Raw genomic sequence first — 17,850 nt, forward strand, 5'->3', positions numbered from 1 at the left:
GGTCGCGGGGGCACGAACGGCCCTCCGCCCGTGCCCCCGCCCGAGGACGGGGAGTATGGGAGAGGCGGGACCTGGTACCGCTACGTGATGCGAGGAGACCTTCGGCGGCGCAGCAGCCGGCGGGCGGGCAGCATGACGGCTGCCGTGCCGGACAGGAACACCGTGCCGAGAACGGCCGCGCAGACCGAGGGGGACACCGACAGCGCGGACAGACCGGTCACCGCGCCGCCGAAGGTCAGCAGCGTCACCGCCGCGACCAGGGAGCCGACGGCGGCCCCCGTACCGAGTACGAGGCAGGTCTCCAGGCGCAGCATCGCCAGAACCTGGCCGCGGGTTGCGCCGATGAGCCGGAGCAGAGCCAGTTCTCGACGGCGGGATGCGGTGGCGACGGCCAGCGTGGTCACCACGCCGATCAGGGTGAACAGGGAGATCGCCGCGACGGCGAGCAGTCCGGGCAGGGCCTGCTGGCGTGCCTTCTCGGTGAGGGCCGCACTGTACTGTCCGGCGGACGTGGCATGGGTCCCGGGGAAGCGGTCGAGCACTGGTCGCAGGTCGGCTTCTCCCTTCACCAGGAGGTAGTCGTCGTGGCCCGCGTCGGTGACGTGGGCGGCGACCACATCGTGAGGCAGCAGGACATCCCCGAAGCCCTGTCCCCGGTCGTAGACGGCCACCACCTCGGGGCGGATCACGGTGCCGTCCCCGAGCCAGAGAGATGCGGTCGAACCGACCTTGGCCGCGCTGGCCACGTTCGAACTGAGCGCGACCGTGTTCTTGCCGCGCAGATCCTTCAGTGAGCCCGCCTTCACGCCCGGGTCCAGATTGGACAGTGCGCCCTGCACGCCTTGGGTGGGCAGGGACTGGAGCTGGCCCGCGACCGACATCACCACGGTGGTGCGTTTCACCGCGGTCACGGTGCCCGGCCCGGCCGTCTCCTTCACTTCCTGGTACATGGCCCGGGGCACGCCCGGCCCGGTCGAGACGAGGACGTGGTCCGCGCGCAGCCCCGCGGCCGCCTGCGTCCGGGTGGCGTTGACCGCGGTGGTCTGCACGAACAGCTGGCTGGCGCCGAAGGAGAGCGCGAGCGCGATCGGTGTGATCACCGACGCGAGTCGCACGGCCGCGGCGGTGGCCGTGTCGGTGGCGAGCCGGCCCGGGACCGGGAACAGGAGGCGCATGACGGGGCTGAGGACGACGATTCCCCCTCGGGCGATCGAGGGACCCAGGAGGGCCGCCGCCCAGATGAGGGAGAGCACGAGTCCGCCCATGGCCGCGGTCGCCACCTGCCCGCCGAACGCGAACGCGGTGCCGGCCGAAGCGAGACCGACGACCAGGAGCACCAGGCCGGTGATCATGCGCCAGCGCGGGAGCCGCGTCGGTTCGGCGGAGGTCTCGCTCACGGCCTGGGCCGGCCGGATCCGGGATACACGTCGTGCCGCGAGCCAGGCGGAACCGACCGCGGTGAGCACCGTGAGCGCCAGGGCACCGACGACAGGAAACGGTCCCAGAGCGAGCCCAAGGCCCGGGGGCAGGACCCCCTGCCCGGCCATGAAGCGGTGCAGCAGGGTGCCGAGCCCGAGCGACAGCAGACCGCCAACGAGTGACGCCGGTACCGCGACCTTGAGTGTTTCGCGGACGATCACCCGGCGGACCTGCCGGGGGGTGGCGCCGATGGCGCGCAGGACGGCGAGCTCGCGGGTCCGGTCCCGTACGGACGTGTCCAGGAGACCGGTCAGGATCAGCAGCACCACCAGGAGGGCGACTCCGCCGATCGATGCACAGACGCCGATCAGGTCGATTCGGGCCGCCGCCACCTCCGGGTTCTCGACGTCGCCACGGTCCGCGCCGGTCGCGACGACGAGACCGGGAGCGGCTGCCCGCAGGGTCTGGGCGGACATCTCCTTCGTGCCGAGCACGACCAGCGCGTCCGCGCGTTCGGGGTGACCGCTGAGAGCCTGTGCCGCGTGCTGGCCGAACCAGACATCGTGGCCTGCGCCGGACCCGCCGGCCACCAGACCGCTGACGCGGTAGGGTTCCGGCGCCTTGCCGCCGGTCTGGAGACGGACGGTGTCGCCGACGGCCCTGCCGCTGCCGGAGTCCACCGCGACTTCGTGTTCCGCCTGCGGGGCCCGGCCGGCGCGCAGTTCGACAGCGGTGAGCACGGTCGCGTCCCAGCCGCGGCCGGTCCGCACGGCCCCGTCCGCGGTGGCCACCGGCAAAGAGACGTCCGCGACCACCTCGGTGACCCCCGGCACTGTGCGTACCCGGTCCGCCACCGATACCGGTACCCGGGGCCGTTCCACCAGCGGCCTGACATCGGTCTGGTCGTCCTTGACGACCTCGACGCGCTGGCTCGCGGCGACGACGGCCCCGGCGCGCTCATAGCGGTCGACCGATCCGTGCGCCCGTAGCGCGGACTCCAGCAGGACCCCGAACGCGCCCGTCAACGCGGCCGCGCACAACAGTGCCGCCGCCACTCCGGCGGCGATCCCACGCCTCACAGCGTGCCCCAACGGGCCAGGACGGCTGCGGCGGAGGGAGCCGTGAGCTCGTCGACGATGCTGCCCCCGCTCAGGAAGACGACGCTGTCGGCCCAGGCCGCGGCCATCGGGTCGTGGGTGACCAGCACGACCGTCTGTCCCATCTCGTCGACCGCGTCACGCAGCAGTTTCAGGACGTGCTCGGCCGACTTCGGATCGAGCGCGGCTGTCGGCTCGTCGGCGAAGACGATCTCCGGGCGGGTGACGAGAGCTCGGGCGACCGCCACCCGTTGCTGCTGGCCGCCGGACAGACGTGCCGGGAGCCGGTCCAGGTGGTCGGCCATTCCCACCCGGTGGACGACTTCGTCCAGCCAATGCCTGTCCGCCTGGCGGCCGCCGAGGGACAGCGGGAGGGTGATGTTGCGCTCGACATCCATCGAGGGCATGAGGTTGTAGCCCTGGAAGACGAACCCGATCCGTTCACGGCGAAGCCGGGTCAGCTCCGTCTCGCCGAGGCCGCCCATGTCCAGATCACCGAGTCGTACCGTTCCGCTGCTGGGCCGGTCGAGGCCGGAGGCGCAGTGCAGGAAGGTGCTCTTGCCCGATCCGGACGGGCCCATGATCGCGGTGAGACTGCCCTTGCGGAACCCCCAGCTGACCCGGTCCAGCGCGGTCACCTCGCCGTAGGACTGGGAGACCTCCTCCAGGGACACGGCGAACGGTGTGGCCCGGGTCGTCGTCATCGGTTGCATGGTGGGTCCTTCGGTTCCCTCGATCGGTCAGAACGAGTACCGAAAGTAATCGCGCAAGCCGAGCGGACGGCAGCGGTCTCTCTCCCGAACCGGGGGTGTAGCGGGCTCCACCTGTCAGGTGTAGCGCACACCTGTGAGATGGGAAGACACGTGAAGTACCGTCTTGCTCCATGGACCTGAAGGTAAGAGCACTCCACAGCCTGCGATCCACGCGGTACCTGCTGGGTGGCCTGACTACCGCGCTGCCTTCGCTGGCTGGTTACTGTCTGTTGCCACTGGTCTGCTTCGCCTTGCTCTTCGCGCCGATCCTGCCGTGGGCGGTCCAGCCGTTGCGCGCCTTGACCGATGCCGAACGCCGACGCGCCGAACGCATTCTCGGCCGCCCCGTGCGCCGGCCCTACGCGGCGCCCGAAGGCAATGCCTACCAGCGGACGCTCCAACTGCTGCGGTTCCCGGGTACCCGCAGGGACGTGGCGTGGATGCTGGTCCACGGCACCGTGGGGCTCGTCCTTCCCGTCCTCGTCCTGGGAGTGCTGTCCAGCCTGCTGCTGACGATCTCCATCCCGCTGTGGTGGTGGACCCTTCCCGGCGGAACCCTCACCCTCCTCGCGGCCCCCCTCACCACCTGGATGCAGGCGATCGTCCTGTCCGCGGTGTGTACCTGGCTCCTCGCTGCCCTCTTCTTCTGGCTGGCCCCTGCCACCGTGAAGCTGGAGACATGGATCGCCGAGATCATGCTCGGCACCTGGACCGGCGCCGGCCGGCGGGTCGAGGAACTGACCGCCTCGCGTGCGGGAGCCCTCCAGGCCCACGAGGCGGAACTCCGCCGGATCGAGCGCGACCTCCACGACGGCACCCAGGCCCAACTCGTGGCGGTGGCCATGCGCCTGGCCCTGGCCGACCGCCGCTTCGACAAGGACCCCCGGAGTTCCAGGAAAATGATGCTCGAGGCCAGGACCACCGTGGACGAAGCACTTGTCCAACTGCGCACCGTCATCCGCGGCATCCACCCGCCGATCCTCTCCGACCGGGGACTCAACGGAGCCATCCGCTCCCTGGCCGCAGGCCGGCCGATCCCCACCACCCTGGATCTGCCCGAGACCGACCGCCGTCCCCCCGCCGCCGTCGAGGCGGCCGCCTACTTCGTCGTCGCCGAGGCGCTGACCAACATCGCCCGGCACAGCAACGCGAGCCGTGCTCAGGTGTCGCTCCGGTACGACGGCCCCACGCTGCGCGTCGTCGTGCGGGACGACGGGTGCGGCGGGGCCGCACCCGGCTCCGCCTCGGGCAGCGGACTTGCCGGGATACGTCGACGGGTCGCCGCCCTGGACGGTACAACGAGGATCGACAGCCCTGTCGGTTCCGGAACGACAATTGAGGTGGTACTGCCGTGCGGATCGTGATCGCGGAGGACAACGTCCTTCTCCGCGAAGGCCTGATTCTGCTCCTGGAGGACATCGGGCACGAGATCGTGGCCGTCGTGGGAAGCGGGCCCGAGATTGTCCCCACCCTGCTGGAACACCGGCCGGACGTGGCCGTTCTGGACGTCCGGCTACCGCCCGGATTCCGCGACGAGGGGCTGCGTGCCGCCATAGAGGCCCGCAAACTCATTCCCGGCCTGCCGCTCCTGGTGCTCTCCCAGTACGTCGAGGAGAGCTACGCCGCCGAACTGCTCGGACAGGGCGCCTCGGGGATCGGCTACCTGCTGAAGGACCGTGTGGGCCATATCGAAGAGTTCCAGGACGCGCTGGAGCGCATTGCCGCGGGCGGAACGGCGCTGGACCCCGAGGTCGTCTCCCAGCTGATGAGCCGGAAGGATCCGCTCGACACGCTGTCCCCCCGGGAACGGGAAGTCCTCGGGTTGATGGCGCAGGGACTGGACAATCCCACGATCGCCACGACCCTGTTCATCACCGAACGTTCCGTCAGCAAGCACATCGGCAGCATCCTCGCCAAGCTGAATCTGCCGCCGAGCGACAGCGGCAGCCGCCGGGTCCGCGCGGTGCTGGCCTACCTGAACGCCTGACCTGCGTCGCGCACGGGTGTAGCTGGCTACACCTCAGGTTCGGGGGGACGGTCCGATGTGCCGACCGGGGGCGCAGGGAGAAGGTGGACGGCGTAAGAGATCCCACCCCCTGCCGCCCATCGGGCCGCCGGGGCGCACAACAGGAGGAACCCCTGATGAAGCCCGTGCTCTGGCTGCTGCTCTTCGTCTCCACGGTGGCGGCGGTCTACGTCAGCACCTTCGCCCACTACACCGGGACCATGAGGGTCCTGGCCGGAGTAGGTACCGGCGTCGTCTTCGTCGGATCGGCGCTGGGACTGTGGCTGACCAGCGGCAAGAAGTGACCTGTAGCGGGTGCGAGGGCGGCGGTGCCGATGCCGTCGCTGAGCAGAAGGTTGCCGCCGATGCCCTGGTTGACCACACAGCGGGTCCGGCTGCCGTGCGCGTGCAGGCGTTCGGCGAGCAGGTCGGTCCGGCGCCGGTCGGTGCCGGGGGTGGATCCGATGCCGTCGACGCGGGAGTCGCCGAGCACGGCGATGGCCCGGGCAGGAGTGTCGGGCTGCACTTCCACCGCGGTGATCAGGGCTTGCGTCGGCAGCGGAGCGGCTTCCGTGGTCAGCGAGGCGCGCGTGGTCGCGTCGCCGGGTATGAGCCAGCCGAGTGTGTGGAAGGTGCCGTGGCACGTGGCGGTGTCCACGCGGCCAGGAAGATAAAGGCTGATGGCCAGCCGTGACAGCGCGGGGCAGTCAGGTCGAAGGGGTCACTGAGGGCCGGCGCGCCCGCCGGTACGGTGACGGTCGACCGGCCGCCGAACGTGATCGCGCGGCTGCTGCTGTCCTGGATCGCGCCGCCGGCGTCCGCAGATCGCTGCTCCGGCGCACACGAGGCCGATGAGGAACGGGTGGACGGCACCGCGTTCGATGAGGCCGATGATCCCGATGACGTGGTCGCCAGAAGTGATGATCACGGCGAGGTAGAGCAGCATCGAGATCAGACCGATCACGCCGACCGTGACCAACGCTCGGCCCATGCGGGCGGAGACGCCGATGCGCTGCCAGCGGCGTCCGAGGACGATGGCCAGCACGTTGCCGCCGGTGAACCCGGCGAAGGCACCCATGCTGTGGTACTCACCGGTGCCGTCCTTGAGGGCCTCGCCCGATCCGGGATACAGCGCGAGCAGCACGCCGCCGACAGCCAGCAGTGCGGCGGGGCCGAGCACGGCCCACCGGCGCCCGTGTGCCAGGTCCCGCAAAGTGGCCACCCCGGCCAGGATGGTGATCCCGAAGAGGAAGAACCCGGCGTTCATCACCCAGGCCAGCGGCGAGTGCATGTACTGGCCGAACAGGGTCGACGGCCCGTGGACGCCCAGGTTGCTGATGAAGTTGTAGGTGTAGCTGTAGGCGGGATGGGTCCAGGCGGCGGCGGAAATGAACTCCCCCAGCAGGAAAATCACTGGTCCGGCGATCAGCAGCGCTCCCGCCACGCGGCGCTGAGGTTGGGGTCCGTCCGCGTTGCCGTGCTCCTGCGCGTTCGTCGGTGGCTTCGCGCGCCGCACAGTGGAGCGCACCGTCGTGTCTTCGGTCATCGGCGTCGTCTTTCTGGTGAAGGGCTGGGCGCGCGCTCGTGCCTGCTGACGGCAGGCGGACGCTCCGGCCTCGGGGATGACGGGCGGCGGCACAGAGGTCTGCCGTCGGAACGCCCACTTCCGAGCTACTTGCTTCATCCGGACTCTAGCTAACCCGAGTGTAGTTTTACAACCGGTGAAGATAGTGATCGAGGGTAGAGTGAGAGCATGATGGATTCAGTGCCCGTGGGGCGTCGTGAGCGCAAGAAGGCCGCTACGAGGACGGCGATCCTGGATGCGGCGACGGCACTCTTCCTCGACCGCGGCTTCGACGCCGTGACGGTGCGTGAGATCGCCGACAAGGCGGATGTAACACCCAAGACGGTCTTCACGCACTTCCCGCACAAGGAAGCGCTCGTCTTCAGCGACGAGGGTGAACGGCACGAGCGGCTCATCGCCGCGGTGCGGGACCGCACACCGGGGACCTCGGTCTCCGAAGCGCTGAAGGCGCATTACCTCGCCGAGATCACCGCGCTGAAGACCGAGCCGCAGAGCCGGATCCTTGCACTGATGGACGGCACGCCATCCCTGATCGACTACGCGGAGAAGATGTGGCTGCGTCACGAGGACGCGCTGATCGCCACACTCACCGAGGAGTTCGGGCTCGACGAGCCGAGTGAGGAGATCCGCTTCTACGTACGTTTCGCGCTGCAGATCCAGCTCATGGCTGTGCGTGAGGCGGACCCGGAATCGTCCGTGGCTGCTGGATTCCGGTTCCTCGACCAGGGCTGGGCGCACCACAACGAGGGCCGGCGCTAGCTGGTCGGCTGCCGCAGTGGGCGCGGGGCCCTGTGACCGGCAGTCGGCCCGCCCCGGGTGGGGGAGGACGGGGCCGGGGCGGTCCGTCCCGACGGCGGGGCGTCGTGATCAAAGTGGCGGGGAGACGCGAGGACGGCGTGGCAGGGTGGGGTCATGTGCGGCAGATACGTCTCCACCCGCCGTCCGCAGGACCTGGCCCCCCTCTTCGGCGTCACACGGTGGGACCCCGATCCTGACCACGCGGTGGGCCCGAGCTGGAACGTGGCGCCCACCGACGCGGTGTGGTCGGTCCTCGAGCGGCTCGACCGTGACACGGGCGAGGTGGTCCGGCAGTTGCGGCCGCTGCGCTGGGGTCTGGTGCCGTCCTGGGCGAAGAGCCTTGCCGTCGGCGCCAGGATGATCAACGCGAGGGTGGAGACCGTCGCGGAGAAGCCGGCCTACCGCCGGGCGTTCGCCAAGCGCCGCTGCCTGCTGCCGGCGGACGGCTTCTACGAATGGCAGCGCATCGAGGCGACCGGGACGGCCAAGGCGCGCAAGCAGCCGTACTTCATCAGCCCCGAGGACGGCCAGGTGATGGCGATGGCGGGCCTGTACGAGTTCTGGCGCGACCCGGCCGCTGCCGACGACGCCCCGGATGCGTGGTGGGCGACCTGCACGATCATCACCACCGAGGCCACCGACGCCGCCGGACGCATCCACCCCCGCATGCCTCTGGCCATCGCCCCCGACGACTGGAGCACCTGGCTCGACCCCGCCCACCAGGACCCGGGCGAACTCCGCGCCCTGCTCGCCGCCCCCGCGGCCGGACACCTGGACGCCCGAGCGGTCTCCACCGCCGTCAACAACGTCCGCAACAACGGCCCCCATCTACTGGACCAGGGCGCCGACGGACAGTCGGGCAGCTGAGAAACAGCCCAGGCTGCCTCAGCCGAGTCCCGGAGGCCGGCCGAGGCCGGCTGCCGCGAGGCGCAGCGGCGCCGCAGCCGGCAGGGCGGCCGCCGCGCCCCGCAGGTTCGGTGCCCGCATCAAGCCGGCGCCGCGACCTGCTGCCGATCGTCCGCGCCAGCTCCGGTCGCGCTGATTGATCTCCATGTCGACGCCGGCACCGGGCTGATCTGCGAGGCGCTCGGGTTCTGGTCGGCGACGCTCGCGGACGAGGAGGCACTCACTGGGTGGCTGGCCGCGGAGGTGTGCCCGGTGGAGCTGGTGGAGGACCGGCAGCGCGATGCCCTGCTGGTCGAGTACCGGGCGCGGAAGATCGAGCCCCCGGGCCGGACCCGCGTCGCGAAGATGCCAGTCCGGCCCGGGGCCGGTGGGAGGTGACGTTCTGAACCCGAGCCATCGAGTGTTTGGGCGAGGTGGGCATGGTCCGGTTGCTGTCCTGGTCGCGGAGGACAACGAGGCGGGCACTGCCCTGCTGGCCCGGCCGACCGGCGCGGGCTCGCAGCGTTGTTCTGGCACCACTCGGCGATCACCTGCGTATCGGTGCCGCCGAGCAGCCGGGCTCCTGCGGGAACTGGAGGTCCCCGTAGTACGCGCTGAGAAAGTAACTGAGTAGCCCATAGCCTGGACCATTGGCGAGGTGAACGACGCCGCACCCGTGCGACCACGGGTGCGGCCGTGCCGTGCAGTGGTCCGGGCTACCAGACGACCAGGACCAGTCCGTCGCCGCCGTCCTGGCCCGCATCCGCCGCGTCGCTGGGGGTTCCGGGCTGGCTCTTGCTCTTGACCGCGTCGGAGCCGCCGGAGCCGCCCCGGCGGCCGTCCGTGCCGTCACCGCCGCGGCCCCCGGCCCCGGTTCCCACCGGGACGGTGTAGGTGCCCCCGCCAGGGAGGGTGACGCGGGTCGGCGCCGTCACTGGGCCTGCTGCGCCGCCGACTCCCTTCTCACCGCCGTAGGAGGGCCACTTGTCGCTGCCGTCGTGGTCGACGGCGCTTCCGCCCAGGCCGCCCGGCCTGCCCGCAGTGCCCTCGATGTTCTGCTTGCTGTCACACGCTCGCTCGGCGTCGAACACGCTGCCGGGGTGGCCTCCGGTTGCCTGGAGCGAGGACGCGGTTCCACCGCGTGCGCCCTCCTCACTGCCGCCCCCGCCGCCTGATCCAGCGCGACCGGGCTGCGCGTCACCGGCTGCCGTGACCGCGCCCTGCAGTTCGGGGCGCCAGCCGCCCATCAGTTGGACCTCGGACGCCTCGCTGTCCGAATCCGAACTGGACGCCTGGCCGTCGTTACCGTGCCAGCCGTTGCCCCCGTCACCGCCCCAGAAGTTCGTGCCGCCGGCCCCGCCGTATGCCGACCCGCCGCCGGCCCCGCCCTTGCCGCCGCGTCCGGCTTTAAGGAGGAAGCTGGTCCCGTAGGAGTTGGTGTTGAAGTGGCAGACCATGAAGCCGCCCGCAGCGCCCCCGCCACCTCCGCCGCCCCCGGCGCCGCCCGCACCCCCGGCGCCGTTCTCGTCACTGTTCCAGCCGGACTTGCTGCCTTCGCCGCCTCCGCCTCCGCCTCCGGAGGCTCCGCCACCACCCGCACCGCCCCGGCCCCACACGTAGATGGTGACCTCCTTGACCCCTTCAGGCGGGATCCACTGCTGGGCCTGGGACGCGGTGATGACCTTGTGGCCGTGGGTGGGTTCGCCGTTTGGCACGGCCCACGCCGCGGGGCCGACGAGGCTCAGGGCGAGGGCACAGCTGAGGGGCGGCAGAAACCTCCGTGAAATCGTCATGCCTTCGATCCTCAAGGCCCATCCCCTGGCGATTCCGGCGGATCGTGAACGCACACCCAAACGGATGATTGCTTTCGAACACAGGGCTCAGCGACCGCGTCACCGAGCAGGCGGGCACGCCGGTGAACGCCTCGAAGGGAGTGTCGGGCACGGGGCGGGTTGGTTCGCGATGCCTCCGCGGCAGGCGAGCCCTCTGCCGCAGCCAGGGCTACTCGGCGCGCATCACCGCCCCGCTTGCCTTCCACCAGGCCGCACTGGAGCAGTAGATGACAACGAGCCTCGACAAGCTGCGCCAACGCGAACGTCCTGAGCCTCGTTCATCTATCGACTGTTCGCCGAACACACGCCCCGTAGCGACCACTTCCTACAAGAACAGGGCGGCCCGTACCGCTCGACCGGGCTCGTACGACGCGATCAGCTGATCCAGACCGCACCGGTCCGACGCCACCATGCCCCCAGTAACTGTGCTCACCGCCCCAGCACAGCACCCACCGAGAGGCCATGAGGTCACAGCACCGGTTCCGATCGGAACTCGGCGGTCCGGGAGGGAGCTGAGCAAGAGGCTGGCCAGCTAACAATCGACATGGCCATCTATCGGTCGACATCACAACGGCGGGGCGCCGCGATCACCCCCCTCCATTAGAACGTTTTATCGAATAAGCGTGACGGTGGAATCAGGCCGATATGGCTGAAATCTGTTGCCTGCATGTGGGAGGTGCCGTGGTGGTGCACCTGCACGTCGCCTCGGGCTTCTCCATGCGCTTCGGCGCCTCGCACCCCCAGGCCCTGGTGCGCCGGGCGGCGGATCTCGGGATGGAGGCGCTCGCGCTGACCGACCGGGATACCGTGGCCGGCCCATCCCGGCGGAGCGCCACCGCCCGGCACCCGCGGCGAACACCGTCCCACTCGCCGGACGCCCCTCCTCACGGCCCCCTCTCCGGGCGGCGCGTTTCCTGCCCGGAGGCGCACCCTCCCGGCCGTCGCGGGCCCGGTTGAGAAGATGGTGTGAAACCCGGCGGATATGGGTAACACGCCTTCCCTGTAAGGGCGTTGCGGCACCCCGCAGACGCCCCGCCGACGGGGGGAGAGACACATGTCAGACCTGGCCACGGTGTCCGCCGAGATCGCTCCGTATCTCGCGATGGCGGCGAGCAGTCTCGGTACGTCCGTGCTCACCGCAGCCCAGCAGCGGATCACGGAACGCACGGTCGACGCCGGGGAGGGGTTCTTCCGGCGGCTGCTCGGGCACGGCGCCGACCGCATCGGGGGCGGCACGGAGCCCGTGCTCGATGCCGACCGCGCGACCGCGCTGGACGGCAGTCTGGCCCGGCTGGACGGCACCGAGCGGCAGGCGCTGGCGGAGGCCGTCGCCGCCTGGCTGGCCGGCCCCGTCACCGCGCGGGACGCCGCCGGATTCCTCTCCCACATGGCCCCGCATCTCTCCGGCACCACGATCAACTCCCCCACCGCGTACGGGGACCACTCCGCCGCGATCGGCGTGGTGAACGGCACCGTCCATCTGGGCGGCGGCTCGGGCACCGGGGCCGCCTCATGAGCCGCGGGAAGCCGCCGCGCCGCTCCCGCGGTGCGAGACCGCCGGGGAGCGCAGGCACCGGAAAACCGCGGGGCCGGACCCGCCCCGAGGACAACGACGCAGGTCAGCGCCGCGCTGCCACCGAGAAGCCGGGGGCCGCCGGGAAGCCGGAGCGGCCCGGAGGCGGTGCCGCGCCCGGCACCGGCACGCCGCGCCCGGCCGACGCCGCCGCGCCTCCCTCCGGGGAGGACCGCCGCCCGGCCGAAACCGCCCCGTCCCCCGCCCCCGAGGTCCACCACCACGACGTCCGGCACAACAACCCCGTCACCACCGGCCCGCACTCCATCGCCGCCAACGACATCAAGAACGTGATCATCCGCTGGGTGATGCACCCCAGCGCCCGCTGGCTGCCGCTGCTGCTGGCCTGCGCCGCCCTGGTGATCGCCCAGACGACCGAGCCGCGCGGCCCGACGGAGCAGTACACGCTCTGCATCACGCTCGCCGTCCTCGCCGTCGCCGCGGGGGCGGTGCGGGTCCTGATCCGCAAGACGCCGAGCGTGGCGGCGGTGGGCGCGCTGTCGCTGGTCTCCGTGCTGGCCACGGTCGGCGGCTGGCTGTCGTTCCAGTACGCCGCCGCCCACGCCGACATCGACGTGACGGGCCAGGTGCGGACCACCGGCGACCTGCCGCTGACGGGCCGGAACCACACCGTCACCTTCACGCTGGGCCCCGCCGAGCTGCGTGAGCCCCGGGAGCGGCTGCGGCTGACCCTGACCGTGTCGGACTGGGACCCGAGCGCCCCGGCCTGCTCGTACCGCACCTCGGCGACCGCGTATCTGACGGCCGGCGGCGCCCCCACGCAGGCATCGATCCGCTCCGGCCGTCCCCTGGATTTCGTCCTGAACTCCGGCGCCACCTCCGTCCGGGTCCAGGTGACGCTGGCGGAGAAGGATCCCGGGCGGAACTGCCGGACGGACGTCCGGGCCGTCGCCGCCGTACTGCACGACTCCTGACCCCGGCCGTACGCGGCGGCCGCGCCCGTCCGCCGCGTACGCCCGCACGGGCGCCGCCACGTACCACCTGTCACACCACGCACCACGGGGAGATTCCATGACTTCAGCCGCACCGCGGCGCCGCGCCTCCCTCGGCGCCGCGCTGCTCGTCCTGACCGCGCTGACCGCGTCCGCCTGCGCGGACGACCGGCCGCCGACCCTCCTCGACCAGCGGTCGGTGTCGGTCGGGGTGAAGAACGACCAGCCGGGCACCGGCGAGGAGGCCGCCTACAAGTTCGCCGGGTTCGACGTCACCGTGGCCCGGCATCTGCTCGAAGAGGTCGGCGCCAAGGGGCACTTCAGCAGCGTGCCGTCGGAGAACCGCAGCCAGGTGATCGTCGACGGGGACCAGGACCTGGTCGCCGCGACGTTCTCGATCACCCCGACGCGGATGAAGGACATCGACTTCATCGGCCCCTACGCCACGACGTCCCAGGGCGTCATGATCCGGAACAAGGACGCCGGCCGCATCAAGAAGCTGGAGGATCTCAAGGGCCGGGCCGTCTGCACCTGGAAGGGCGCCATCTCCTTCGACGAGCTGAACAAGGAGGCGTACCGCAACATCAGCGTCTATCAGGTGGCCGACGCCTCGCGCTGCATCGACGACCTCCGGGCGGGCCGGGCCACGGCGGTCTCCACCGACCAGATGATCCTCTACGGCTTCACCCAGAAGTACCCCGAGCTGCACGTGGTGCCCGGGATCGTCGTCGGCTCCCCCAACGACTACGGCATCGCCATCGCGAAGAAGTACCGCGCCGACTGCCGCAAACTCAGCGACAAACTGCGCGACTACCTCAACGGCACCGACTGGGAGCGGGACTTCGCCCTCTCACTGCCGGCCATCGCCAACCACGTGCAGAACTGGCAGACGGAGTTCAAACCGTCCGCCGAATCCGTGGGCCAGCTCTCCTGCCGGGACGCGCCCGCCGCCTGACCGCCCCTGGCCCGGCGGGCGGCCCGGCGCGCGGTCCGGCGGGCGGCCCGGCGGGCCACAATGGCGGTATGACTTCCGATTCCCGAGCGGAGCCCGGCGGCCCGGCGGCGGAGCTGCGCCGCCGCTGGGCGGCGACCGTGGCCCGCACCCGAGGCGCGGCGGGCCCCGATCCGGCCCCGTACGCGGAGAATCTGCTGGCCCGCTGGGCGGAGCCGCAGCGCCGCTATCACACGGTCGCGCATCTGGCGGCGGTCCTGGAGCGGATCGACGAACTCGCTGCGTACGCCGCCGATCCGGGCACCGTCGAGCTGGCGGCGTGGTTCCACGACGCGGTCTACCGCCCGGACCGTTCGGAGAACGAGGAGCGCAGCGCGGCCCTGGCCGAACGTGCCCTGCCGGAGCTGGGCCTCGACGCCGACCGCACGGCGCAGGTCGCGCGCCTGGTCCGGCTCACCGTCACCCACGATCCGGAGCCCGGCGACCGCGACGGCGAGGTGCTGTGCGACGCCGATCTGGCGGTGCTCGCCGGGACACCGGACGCCTACGCGGCGTATGCGGCGGCCGTCCGCGAGGAGTACGCGTTCGTGCCGGATCCGGACTTCACCGCGGGCCGCGCGGCGGTGCTGCGGCAACTCCTCGGCCTGCCCCGGCTGTTCCGCACCCCGCTCGGGCGGGAGCGCTGGGAGGGCGTGGCCCGGCACAACCTGGCGACGGAGCTGGCACTGCTGAACGGCTGACCTGCGAGGACCCGTCGATGTCCGGTGGGCGGCCGGTCCGCCCGCCGCCGCGCGGCCGATGTCCGGGCGGCGGCCCCGTACTGCCCTCGGGGACGGCCGGCGTTGCCCTTACGCCTCTGCCCCCGGCGCCGGGGGACGGGTATCCAGGGAGGGTCGCGTCATCTGCGGGAAGAGGACCCATGCGAGCCCAGGACGAAGCCGGACGACCGGACGCCGCGAAGAGCCGCCGGGCACCGGCACCGCGCCCCGCGGCCGGGCCGGTCACCGGCGCCGGTGCGCCGTCGCACCCGCTCCTCGCCCTCCAGAACAGCGCGGGCAACGCCGCCGTCGTCCAACTGCTCCGGCAGGCGGGGCTCGCGGGGTCCGAGGAGCACCGGCACGGCGCCGGGTGCGGCCATGAGCAGGGCGGTGGCCCCCAGGTGCAGCGGTCCCGCGTCCACGAGGTGCTGCGGACCTCCGGGCGCCCGCTGGACGAAGTGACCCGCGGGGACATGGAGGCGCGCCTCGGCGCCGACTTCTCCGACGTCCGGGTGCACGACGACGGCGCGGCCAAGGCGTCGGCGGCGGAGGTGGGCGCCCGCGCCTACACCTCCGGCAGCCATGTCGTCCTGGGGGCGGGCGGCGGCGATCCGCACACCCTCGCACACGAGTTGACCCATGTGATCCAGCAGCGTCAGGGCCCGGTCGCCGGGACGGACCACGGCGACGGGCTGCGGGTCTCCGACCCGTCCGACCGCTTCGAGCGGGAGGCGGAGGCCAACGCCACCCGGGTGATGCGGGGCCCGGCGCCGGCGGCTCCGGTGGCCGCACAGCGGTCGGTGGCGGCGCCCGCCGGTCCGCCGGCGATCCAGCGGCGGGGAGAGAATCCGCATGCCAAATCCGCCGACCACCAGGGGTGGACCACGACGGCGCACCACATCGTGGCGCACTCCACGCTGACGGAATCCCTGGGGCGGCTGGGCGACGCCGAACAGCTCGATGTGCTCACCACCGCGATTCCCAAGGAGATCTCCAGGGAGATGCTGGCCAATCTCAAGATCGGAGTTCCGGAGGAGAAGAACACCCCGGAATACCTCAGGAATCTGCGGAAGCGGCTGGCCGACAAGTCCGTCCCGAACTCCGCACAGGAATACGGCGTTCCCTTCGGGGACATCCGTCATTCCTTCTTCGAATGGCAGGCGGGGAACCAGTTCATCGGCCCCAACACCAGCATTCGCGCGGAGCCGACGGAGCACGGCCACGACATCGACACCGACGGCAGGTACCTCTCCCCGCTGGGCGACAAGAAGTTCACGAGCCTCACCGAGCTGGGCGAGAAACTGAAGGATCCCCGGATCAAGGACGACGAGACCGTCAAGGCGCTGAAGGAGATGCTGCACCTCACCAAGAACGCACAGGTCGCCGACTTCGACCCCCGGCAGTGGGACGAGATCACCGACTGGCAGGAGGTGGAGAAGCAGGCCGGCGATCTGGGGCGCGCGCATCTGGAGAAGTACACCTTCTTCAAATTCACCGTCGACGAGCTGAAAACGAACGGGTATCTCAAGCCCGCGAAGAGCGGCGGCGGTTACGAGTACTACGACACACCGGTGAAGGGCGCCGCCACCCTGGGAAAGTACGTCTACATCCCGTACACGACGCAGATGGTTCCGCCCCCGAAGGAGGGCAAGGCGGCCGGAAAGCGGGAGTCGCTCGCCGAATTCTGCAAGGCCAGGGCGGCCACCTCCACCTTCCTCCCGAAGGGCCTGCCCAGGAGGAGGTAGCGGACGTCACACCCCGGCCGCTCCGCATATCTGGACATATGGATCGGCGTCCGCGGCGCGGGAATGCGACGCCTCCGGGCACTGTTGGTGGCGGACATGCCTGTCCCCTCCTCACGCACCCGTATGCCCGCCGCTGTCTACGTACTGGGCCTCTCCGTCTTCGCTCTCGGTACGAGCGAATTCATGTTGTCCGGCATCCTTCAACCGCTCGCCCACGACCTGGGCGTCTCCATTCCGCAAGCAGGTCTGCTGGTCTCCGCGTTCGCGATCGGGATGGTGGTGGGTGCTCCCGTCCTCGCCGCCGCGACGCTGCGGCTGCCGCGCCGCACCACGCTGATAGCCCTGCTCGCCGTCTTCGCACTGGGGCAGGTGGCGGGCGCGCTGGCGCCGACGTACGGCGTGCTCTTCGCCTCGCGGGTGGTGAGCGCGCTGGCGTGCGCCGGGTTCTGGGCGGTCGGCGCCGCCGTGGCGGTGTCGCTGGTGCCGGTCACCGCGCGGGCCAAGGCGATGGCGATCATGGTCGGCGGGCTGAGCATCGCCAACATCGCGGGCGTTCCGGCCGGCGCCCTGCTGGGGCAGCACGCGGGCTGGCGCTCGGCGTTCTGGGCGGTGGCCGTGCTGGCGGTGATCGGCCTGGTGGGCGTGGTCTTCGTGGTGCCGCGTACGGAGGTGCCGACGGGCGAGGAGCGGCCGCAGCTCCGCCGTGAGCTGGCCATCTACAAGGACAGGCAGGTCTGGCTGGCGCTGTCCGCCACGGCGCTGAACGCCGCCGCGGTCTTCTCCCTCTTCTCGTACCTCTCGCCGCTGCTCACCAAGACCGCCGGGCTGGCGGAGAGCTGGGTGCCGACGGTGCTGGCGCTGTTCGGGATCGGCGCGCTGATCGGCACGTTCATCGGTGGCCGGGTCGCCGATGCGCATCTCTTCCCGACGCTGTTCGCCGGGATCTCCGCGTCGACGCTGGTACTGGCCACGCTGGCGCTGACGGCGCACAGTCCGGTCGCCGCCGTCGGCCTCTCGCTGATGCTGGGCGTCACGGCGTTCGCCACCGCTCCGGCGCTGAACGCCCGGATGTTCAACGTCGCGAACGCCGCCCCGACCCTGGCCGGCGCGACGACCACCGCGTCGTTCAACATCGGCAACACCCTCGGTCCCTGGCTCGGCGGCCTGGCCATCAGCGCGAAGTGGGGCTACGAATCCACCGCCTGGCTGGGCGCGGGGCTGGCCGCCGTGGCGGTCGCCCTCACCTTCGTCGCCTTCCGCCTGCACCGGGCGCCGCACCGCTCGCGGGTGGTCGCCACCTCGGTGCCGGACACGGCGCCGGGCGCGGAGTCGGGCACCGTGCCGGACACGGAGTCCGGCGTCGCACCGGCGAAGGACGGCGCGGCGACGCCCGCAGGCAGCTGACCGCCGCTCCGACCCGACCTCCGGCCGGAGGAACCGCTCGCGCGGATCCTCCGGCCGTTCGCCGTTCCAGCGCTCCTGACCTGCGGGAACAC

At 71.3% G+C, this 17,850-nt stretch carries 16 protein-coding genes and 1 pseudogene; 12 read left to right on the plus strand and 5 right to left on the minus strand.

Annotation, left to right across the window (positions count from 1 at the left end):
• Positions 1–80 precede the first annotated feature (80 nt).
• Both ACF1BH_RS03730 and ACF1BH_RS03735 read right to left on the minus strand, forming a co-directional pair.
• Complete coding sequence (locus tag ACF1BH_RS03730; protein WP_391640744.1) at positions 81–2,498, minus strand: FtsX-like permease family protein; 2,418 nt, start codon at positions 2,496–2,498, stop codon at positions 81–83.
• Positions 2,495–3,220, minus strand: coding sequence for an ABC transporter ATP-binding protein (locus ACF1BH_RS03735; RefSeq protein ID WP_391640745.1), 726 nt, complete (start codon positions 3,218–3,220; stop codon positions 2,495–2,497). Before ACF1BH_RS03735 ends, ACF1BH_RS03730 begins: the two co-directional genes overlap by 4 nt.
• A 179-nt stretch (positions 3,221–3,399) precedes the next feature.
• Between ACF1BH_RS03735 and ACF1BH_RS03740 the strand changes: the two genes are divergently transcribed.
• Both ACF1BH_RS03740 and ACF1BH_RS03745 read left to right on the plus strand, forming a co-directional pair.
• Positions 3,400–4,632, plus strand: a complete 1,233-nt coding sequence (locus ACF1BH_RS03740; protein ID WP_391640746.1) for a sensor histidine kinase — start codon at positions 3,400–3,402, stop codon at positions 4,630–4,632.
• Positions 4,620–5,255 (plus strand): LuxR C-terminal-related transcriptional regulator, encoded by a 636-nt coding sequence (locus ACF1BH_RS03745; RefSeq protein ID WP_391640747.1) that lies wholly within the window; start codon positions 4,620–4,622, stop codon positions 5,253–5,255. The genes ACF1BH_RS03740 and ACF1BH_RS03745 overlap by 13 nt, the downstream gene beginning before the upstream one ends.
• Before the next feature lie 226 nt (positions 5,256–5,481).
• On the opposite strand, the gene ACF1BH_RS03750 is transcribed toward ACF1BH_RS03745, so the two are convergent.
• Positions 5,482–5,931, minus strand: a complete 450-nt coding sequence (locus tag ACF1BH_RS03750; protein WP_391640748.1) for a hypothetical protein — start codon at positions 5,929–5,931, stop codon at positions 5,482–5,484.
• Positions 5,932–5,994: 63 nt separating this feature from the next.
• The gene (locus ACF1BH_RS03755) at positions 5,995–6,819 is read right to left on the minus strand and encodes a DUF998 domain-containing protein (RefSeq protein WP_391640749.1); all 825 of its coding nucleotides are present in this window, start codon (positions 6,817–6,819) and stop codon (positions 5,995–5,997) included.
• A gap of 207 nt (positions 6,820–7,026) precedes the next feature.
• On the opposite strand from ACF1BH_RS03755, the gene ACF1BH_RS03760 reads away from it, so the two are divergent.
• From ACF1BH_RS03760 to ACF1BH_RS03770, 3 genes are all read left to right on the plus strand, one after another.
• The gene (locus tag ACF1BH_RS03760) at positions 7,027–7,617 is read left to right on the plus strand and encodes a TetR/AcrR family transcriptional regulator (protein WP_391640750.1); all 591 of its coding nucleotides are present in this window, start codon (positions 7,027–7,029) and stop codon (positions 7,615–7,617) included.
• A gap of 153 nt (positions 7,618–7,770) precedes the next feature.
• Positions 7,771–8,523 (plus strand): SOS response-associated peptidase, encoded by a 753-nt coding sequence (locus ACF1BH_RS03765; RefSeq protein WP_391640751.1) that lies wholly within the window; start codon positions 7,771–7,773, stop codon positions 8,521–8,523.
• Positions 8,524–8,814: 291 nt separating this feature from the next.
• Positions 8,815–8,940: a hypothetical protein gene (locus ACF1BH_RS03770; protein ID WP_391640752.1), complete on the plus strand. Its 126-nt coding sequence runs from the start codon at positions 8,815–8,817 to the stop codon at positions 8,938–8,940.
• A 317-nt stretch (positions 8,941–9,257) separates the two neighbouring features.
• Here ACF1BH_RS03770 and ACF1BH_RS03775 read toward each other — a convergent pair whose 3' ends face one another.
• A complete protein-coding gene (locus ACF1BH_RS03775; protein ID WP_391640753.1) occupies positions 9,258–10,334 on the minus strand; it encodes a hypothetical protein in 1,077 nt (358 codons plus the stop codon).
• 684 nt (positions 10,335–11,018) lie between these two features.
• Here ACF1BH_RS03775 and ACF1BH_RS03780 point away from each other — a divergent pair.
• The 7 genes and pseudogenes from ACF1BH_RS03780 to ACF1BH_RS03810 all read left to right on the plus strand — a co-directional run.
• A pseudogene (locus ACF1BH_RS03780) lies at positions 11,019–11,199 on the plus strand (PHP domain-containing protein); the annotation flags it as partial.
• 228 nt (positions 11,200–11,427) lie between these two features.
• On the plus strand, positions 11,428–11,889 hold the full coding sequence (locus tag ACF1BH_RS03785) for a hypothetical protein (protein ID WP_391640754.1): 462 nt from the start codon (positions 11,428–11,430) through the stop codon (positions 11,887–11,889).
• Positions 11,886–12,881, plus strand: coding sequence for a hypothetical protein (locus tag ACF1BH_RS03790; protein ID WP_391640755.1), 996 nt, complete (start codon positions 11,886–11,888; stop codon positions 12,879–12,881). The genes ACF1BH_RS03785 and ACF1BH_RS03790 overlap by 4 nt, the downstream gene beginning before the upstream one ends.
• 97 nt (positions 12,882–12,978) lie before the next feature.
• On the plus strand, positions 12,979–13,854 hold the full coding sequence (locus ACF1BH_RS03795) for a transporter substrate-binding domain-containing protein (RefSeq protein ID WP_391640756.1): 876 nt from the start codon (positions 12,979–12,981) through the stop codon (positions 13,852–13,854).
• A 68-nt stretch (positions 13,855–13,922) separates the two neighbouring features.
• Positions 13,923–14,591, plus strand: coding sequence for a hypothetical protein (locus ACF1BH_RS03800; RefSeq protein ID WP_391640757.1), 669 nt, complete (start codon positions 13,923–13,925; stop codon positions 14,589–14,591).
• A gap of 179 nt (positions 14,592–14,770) precedes the next feature.
• Positions 14,771–16,354: a DUF4157 domain-containing protein gene (locus ACF1BH_RS03805; RefSeq protein WP_391640758.1), complete on the plus strand. Its 1,584-nt coding sequence runs from the start codon at positions 14,771–14,773 to the stop codon at positions 16,352–16,354.
• A gap of 96 nt (positions 16,355–16,450) precedes the next feature.
• The gene (locus tag ACF1BH_RS03810) at positions 16,451–17,758 is read left to right on the plus strand and encodes a Cmx/CmrA family chloramphenicol efflux MFS transporter (protein WP_391640759.1); all 1,308 of its coding nucleotides are present in this window, start codon (positions 16,451–16,453) and stop codon (positions 17,756–17,758) included.
• Positions 17,759–17,850 lie beyond the last annotated feature (92 nt).

Source organism: Streptomyces sp. NPDC014733, assembly GCF_043083385.1.
Lineage (GTDB): Bacteria > Actinomycetota > Actinomycetes > Streptomycetales > Streptomycetaceae > Streptomyces.

Excerpts from the sequence above, each read along its gene's own strand:
- ACF1BH_RS03795 (WP_391640756.1), top strand. The coding sequence starts at position 12,979 with ATGACTTCAGCCGCACCGCGGCGCCGCGCCTCCCTCGGCGCCGCGCTG.
- ACF1BH_RS03805 (WP_391640758.1), top strand. The coding sequence starts at position 14,771 with ATGCGAGCCCAGGACGAAGCCGGACGACCGGACGCCGCGAAGAGCCGC.
- ACF1BH_RS03740 (WP_391640746.1), top strand. The coding sequence starts at position 3,400 with ATGGACCTGAAGGTAAGAGCACTCCACAGCCTGCGATCCACGCGGTAC.
- ACF1BH_RS03735 (WP_391640745.1), bottom strand. The coding sequence starts at position 3,220 with ATGACGACGACCCGGGCCACACCGTTCGCCGTGTCCCTGGAGGAGGTC.
- ACF1BH_RS03755 (WP_391640749.1), bottom strand. The coding sequence starts at position 6,819 with ATGACCGAAGACACGACGGTGCGCTCCACTGTGCGGCGCGCGAAGCCA.
- ACF1BH_RS03775 (WP_391640753.1), bottom strand. The coding sequence starts at position 10,334 with ATGACGATTTCACGGAGGTTTCTGCCGCCCCTCAGCTGTGCCCTCGCC.
- ACF1BH_RS03760 (WP_391640750.1), top strand. The coding sequence starts at position 7,027 with ATGATGGATTCAGTGCCCGTGGGGCGTCGTGAGCGCAAGAAGGCCGCT.
- ACF1BH_RS03800 (WP_391640757.1), top strand. The coding sequence starts at position 13,923 with ATGACTTCCGATTCCCGAGCGGAGCCCGGCGGCCCGGCGGCGGAGCTG.
- ACF1BH_RS03790 (WP_391640755.1), top strand. The coding sequence starts at position 11,886 with ATGAGCCGCGGGAAGCCGCCGCGCCGCTCCCGCGGTGCGAGACCGCCG.
- ACF1BH_RS03785 (WP_391640754.1), top strand. The coding sequence starts at position 11,428 with ATGTCAGACCTGGCCACGGTGTCCGCCGAGATCGCTCCGTATCTCGCG.
- ACF1BH_RS03765 (WP_391640751.1), top strand. The coding sequence starts at position 7,771 with ATGTGCGGCAGATACGTCTCCACCCGCCGTCCGCAGGACCTGGCCCCC.
- ACF1BH_RS03810 (WP_391640759.1), top strand. The coding sequence starts at position 16,451 with ATGCCTGTCCCCTCCTCACGCACCCGTATGCCCGCCGCTGTCTACGTA.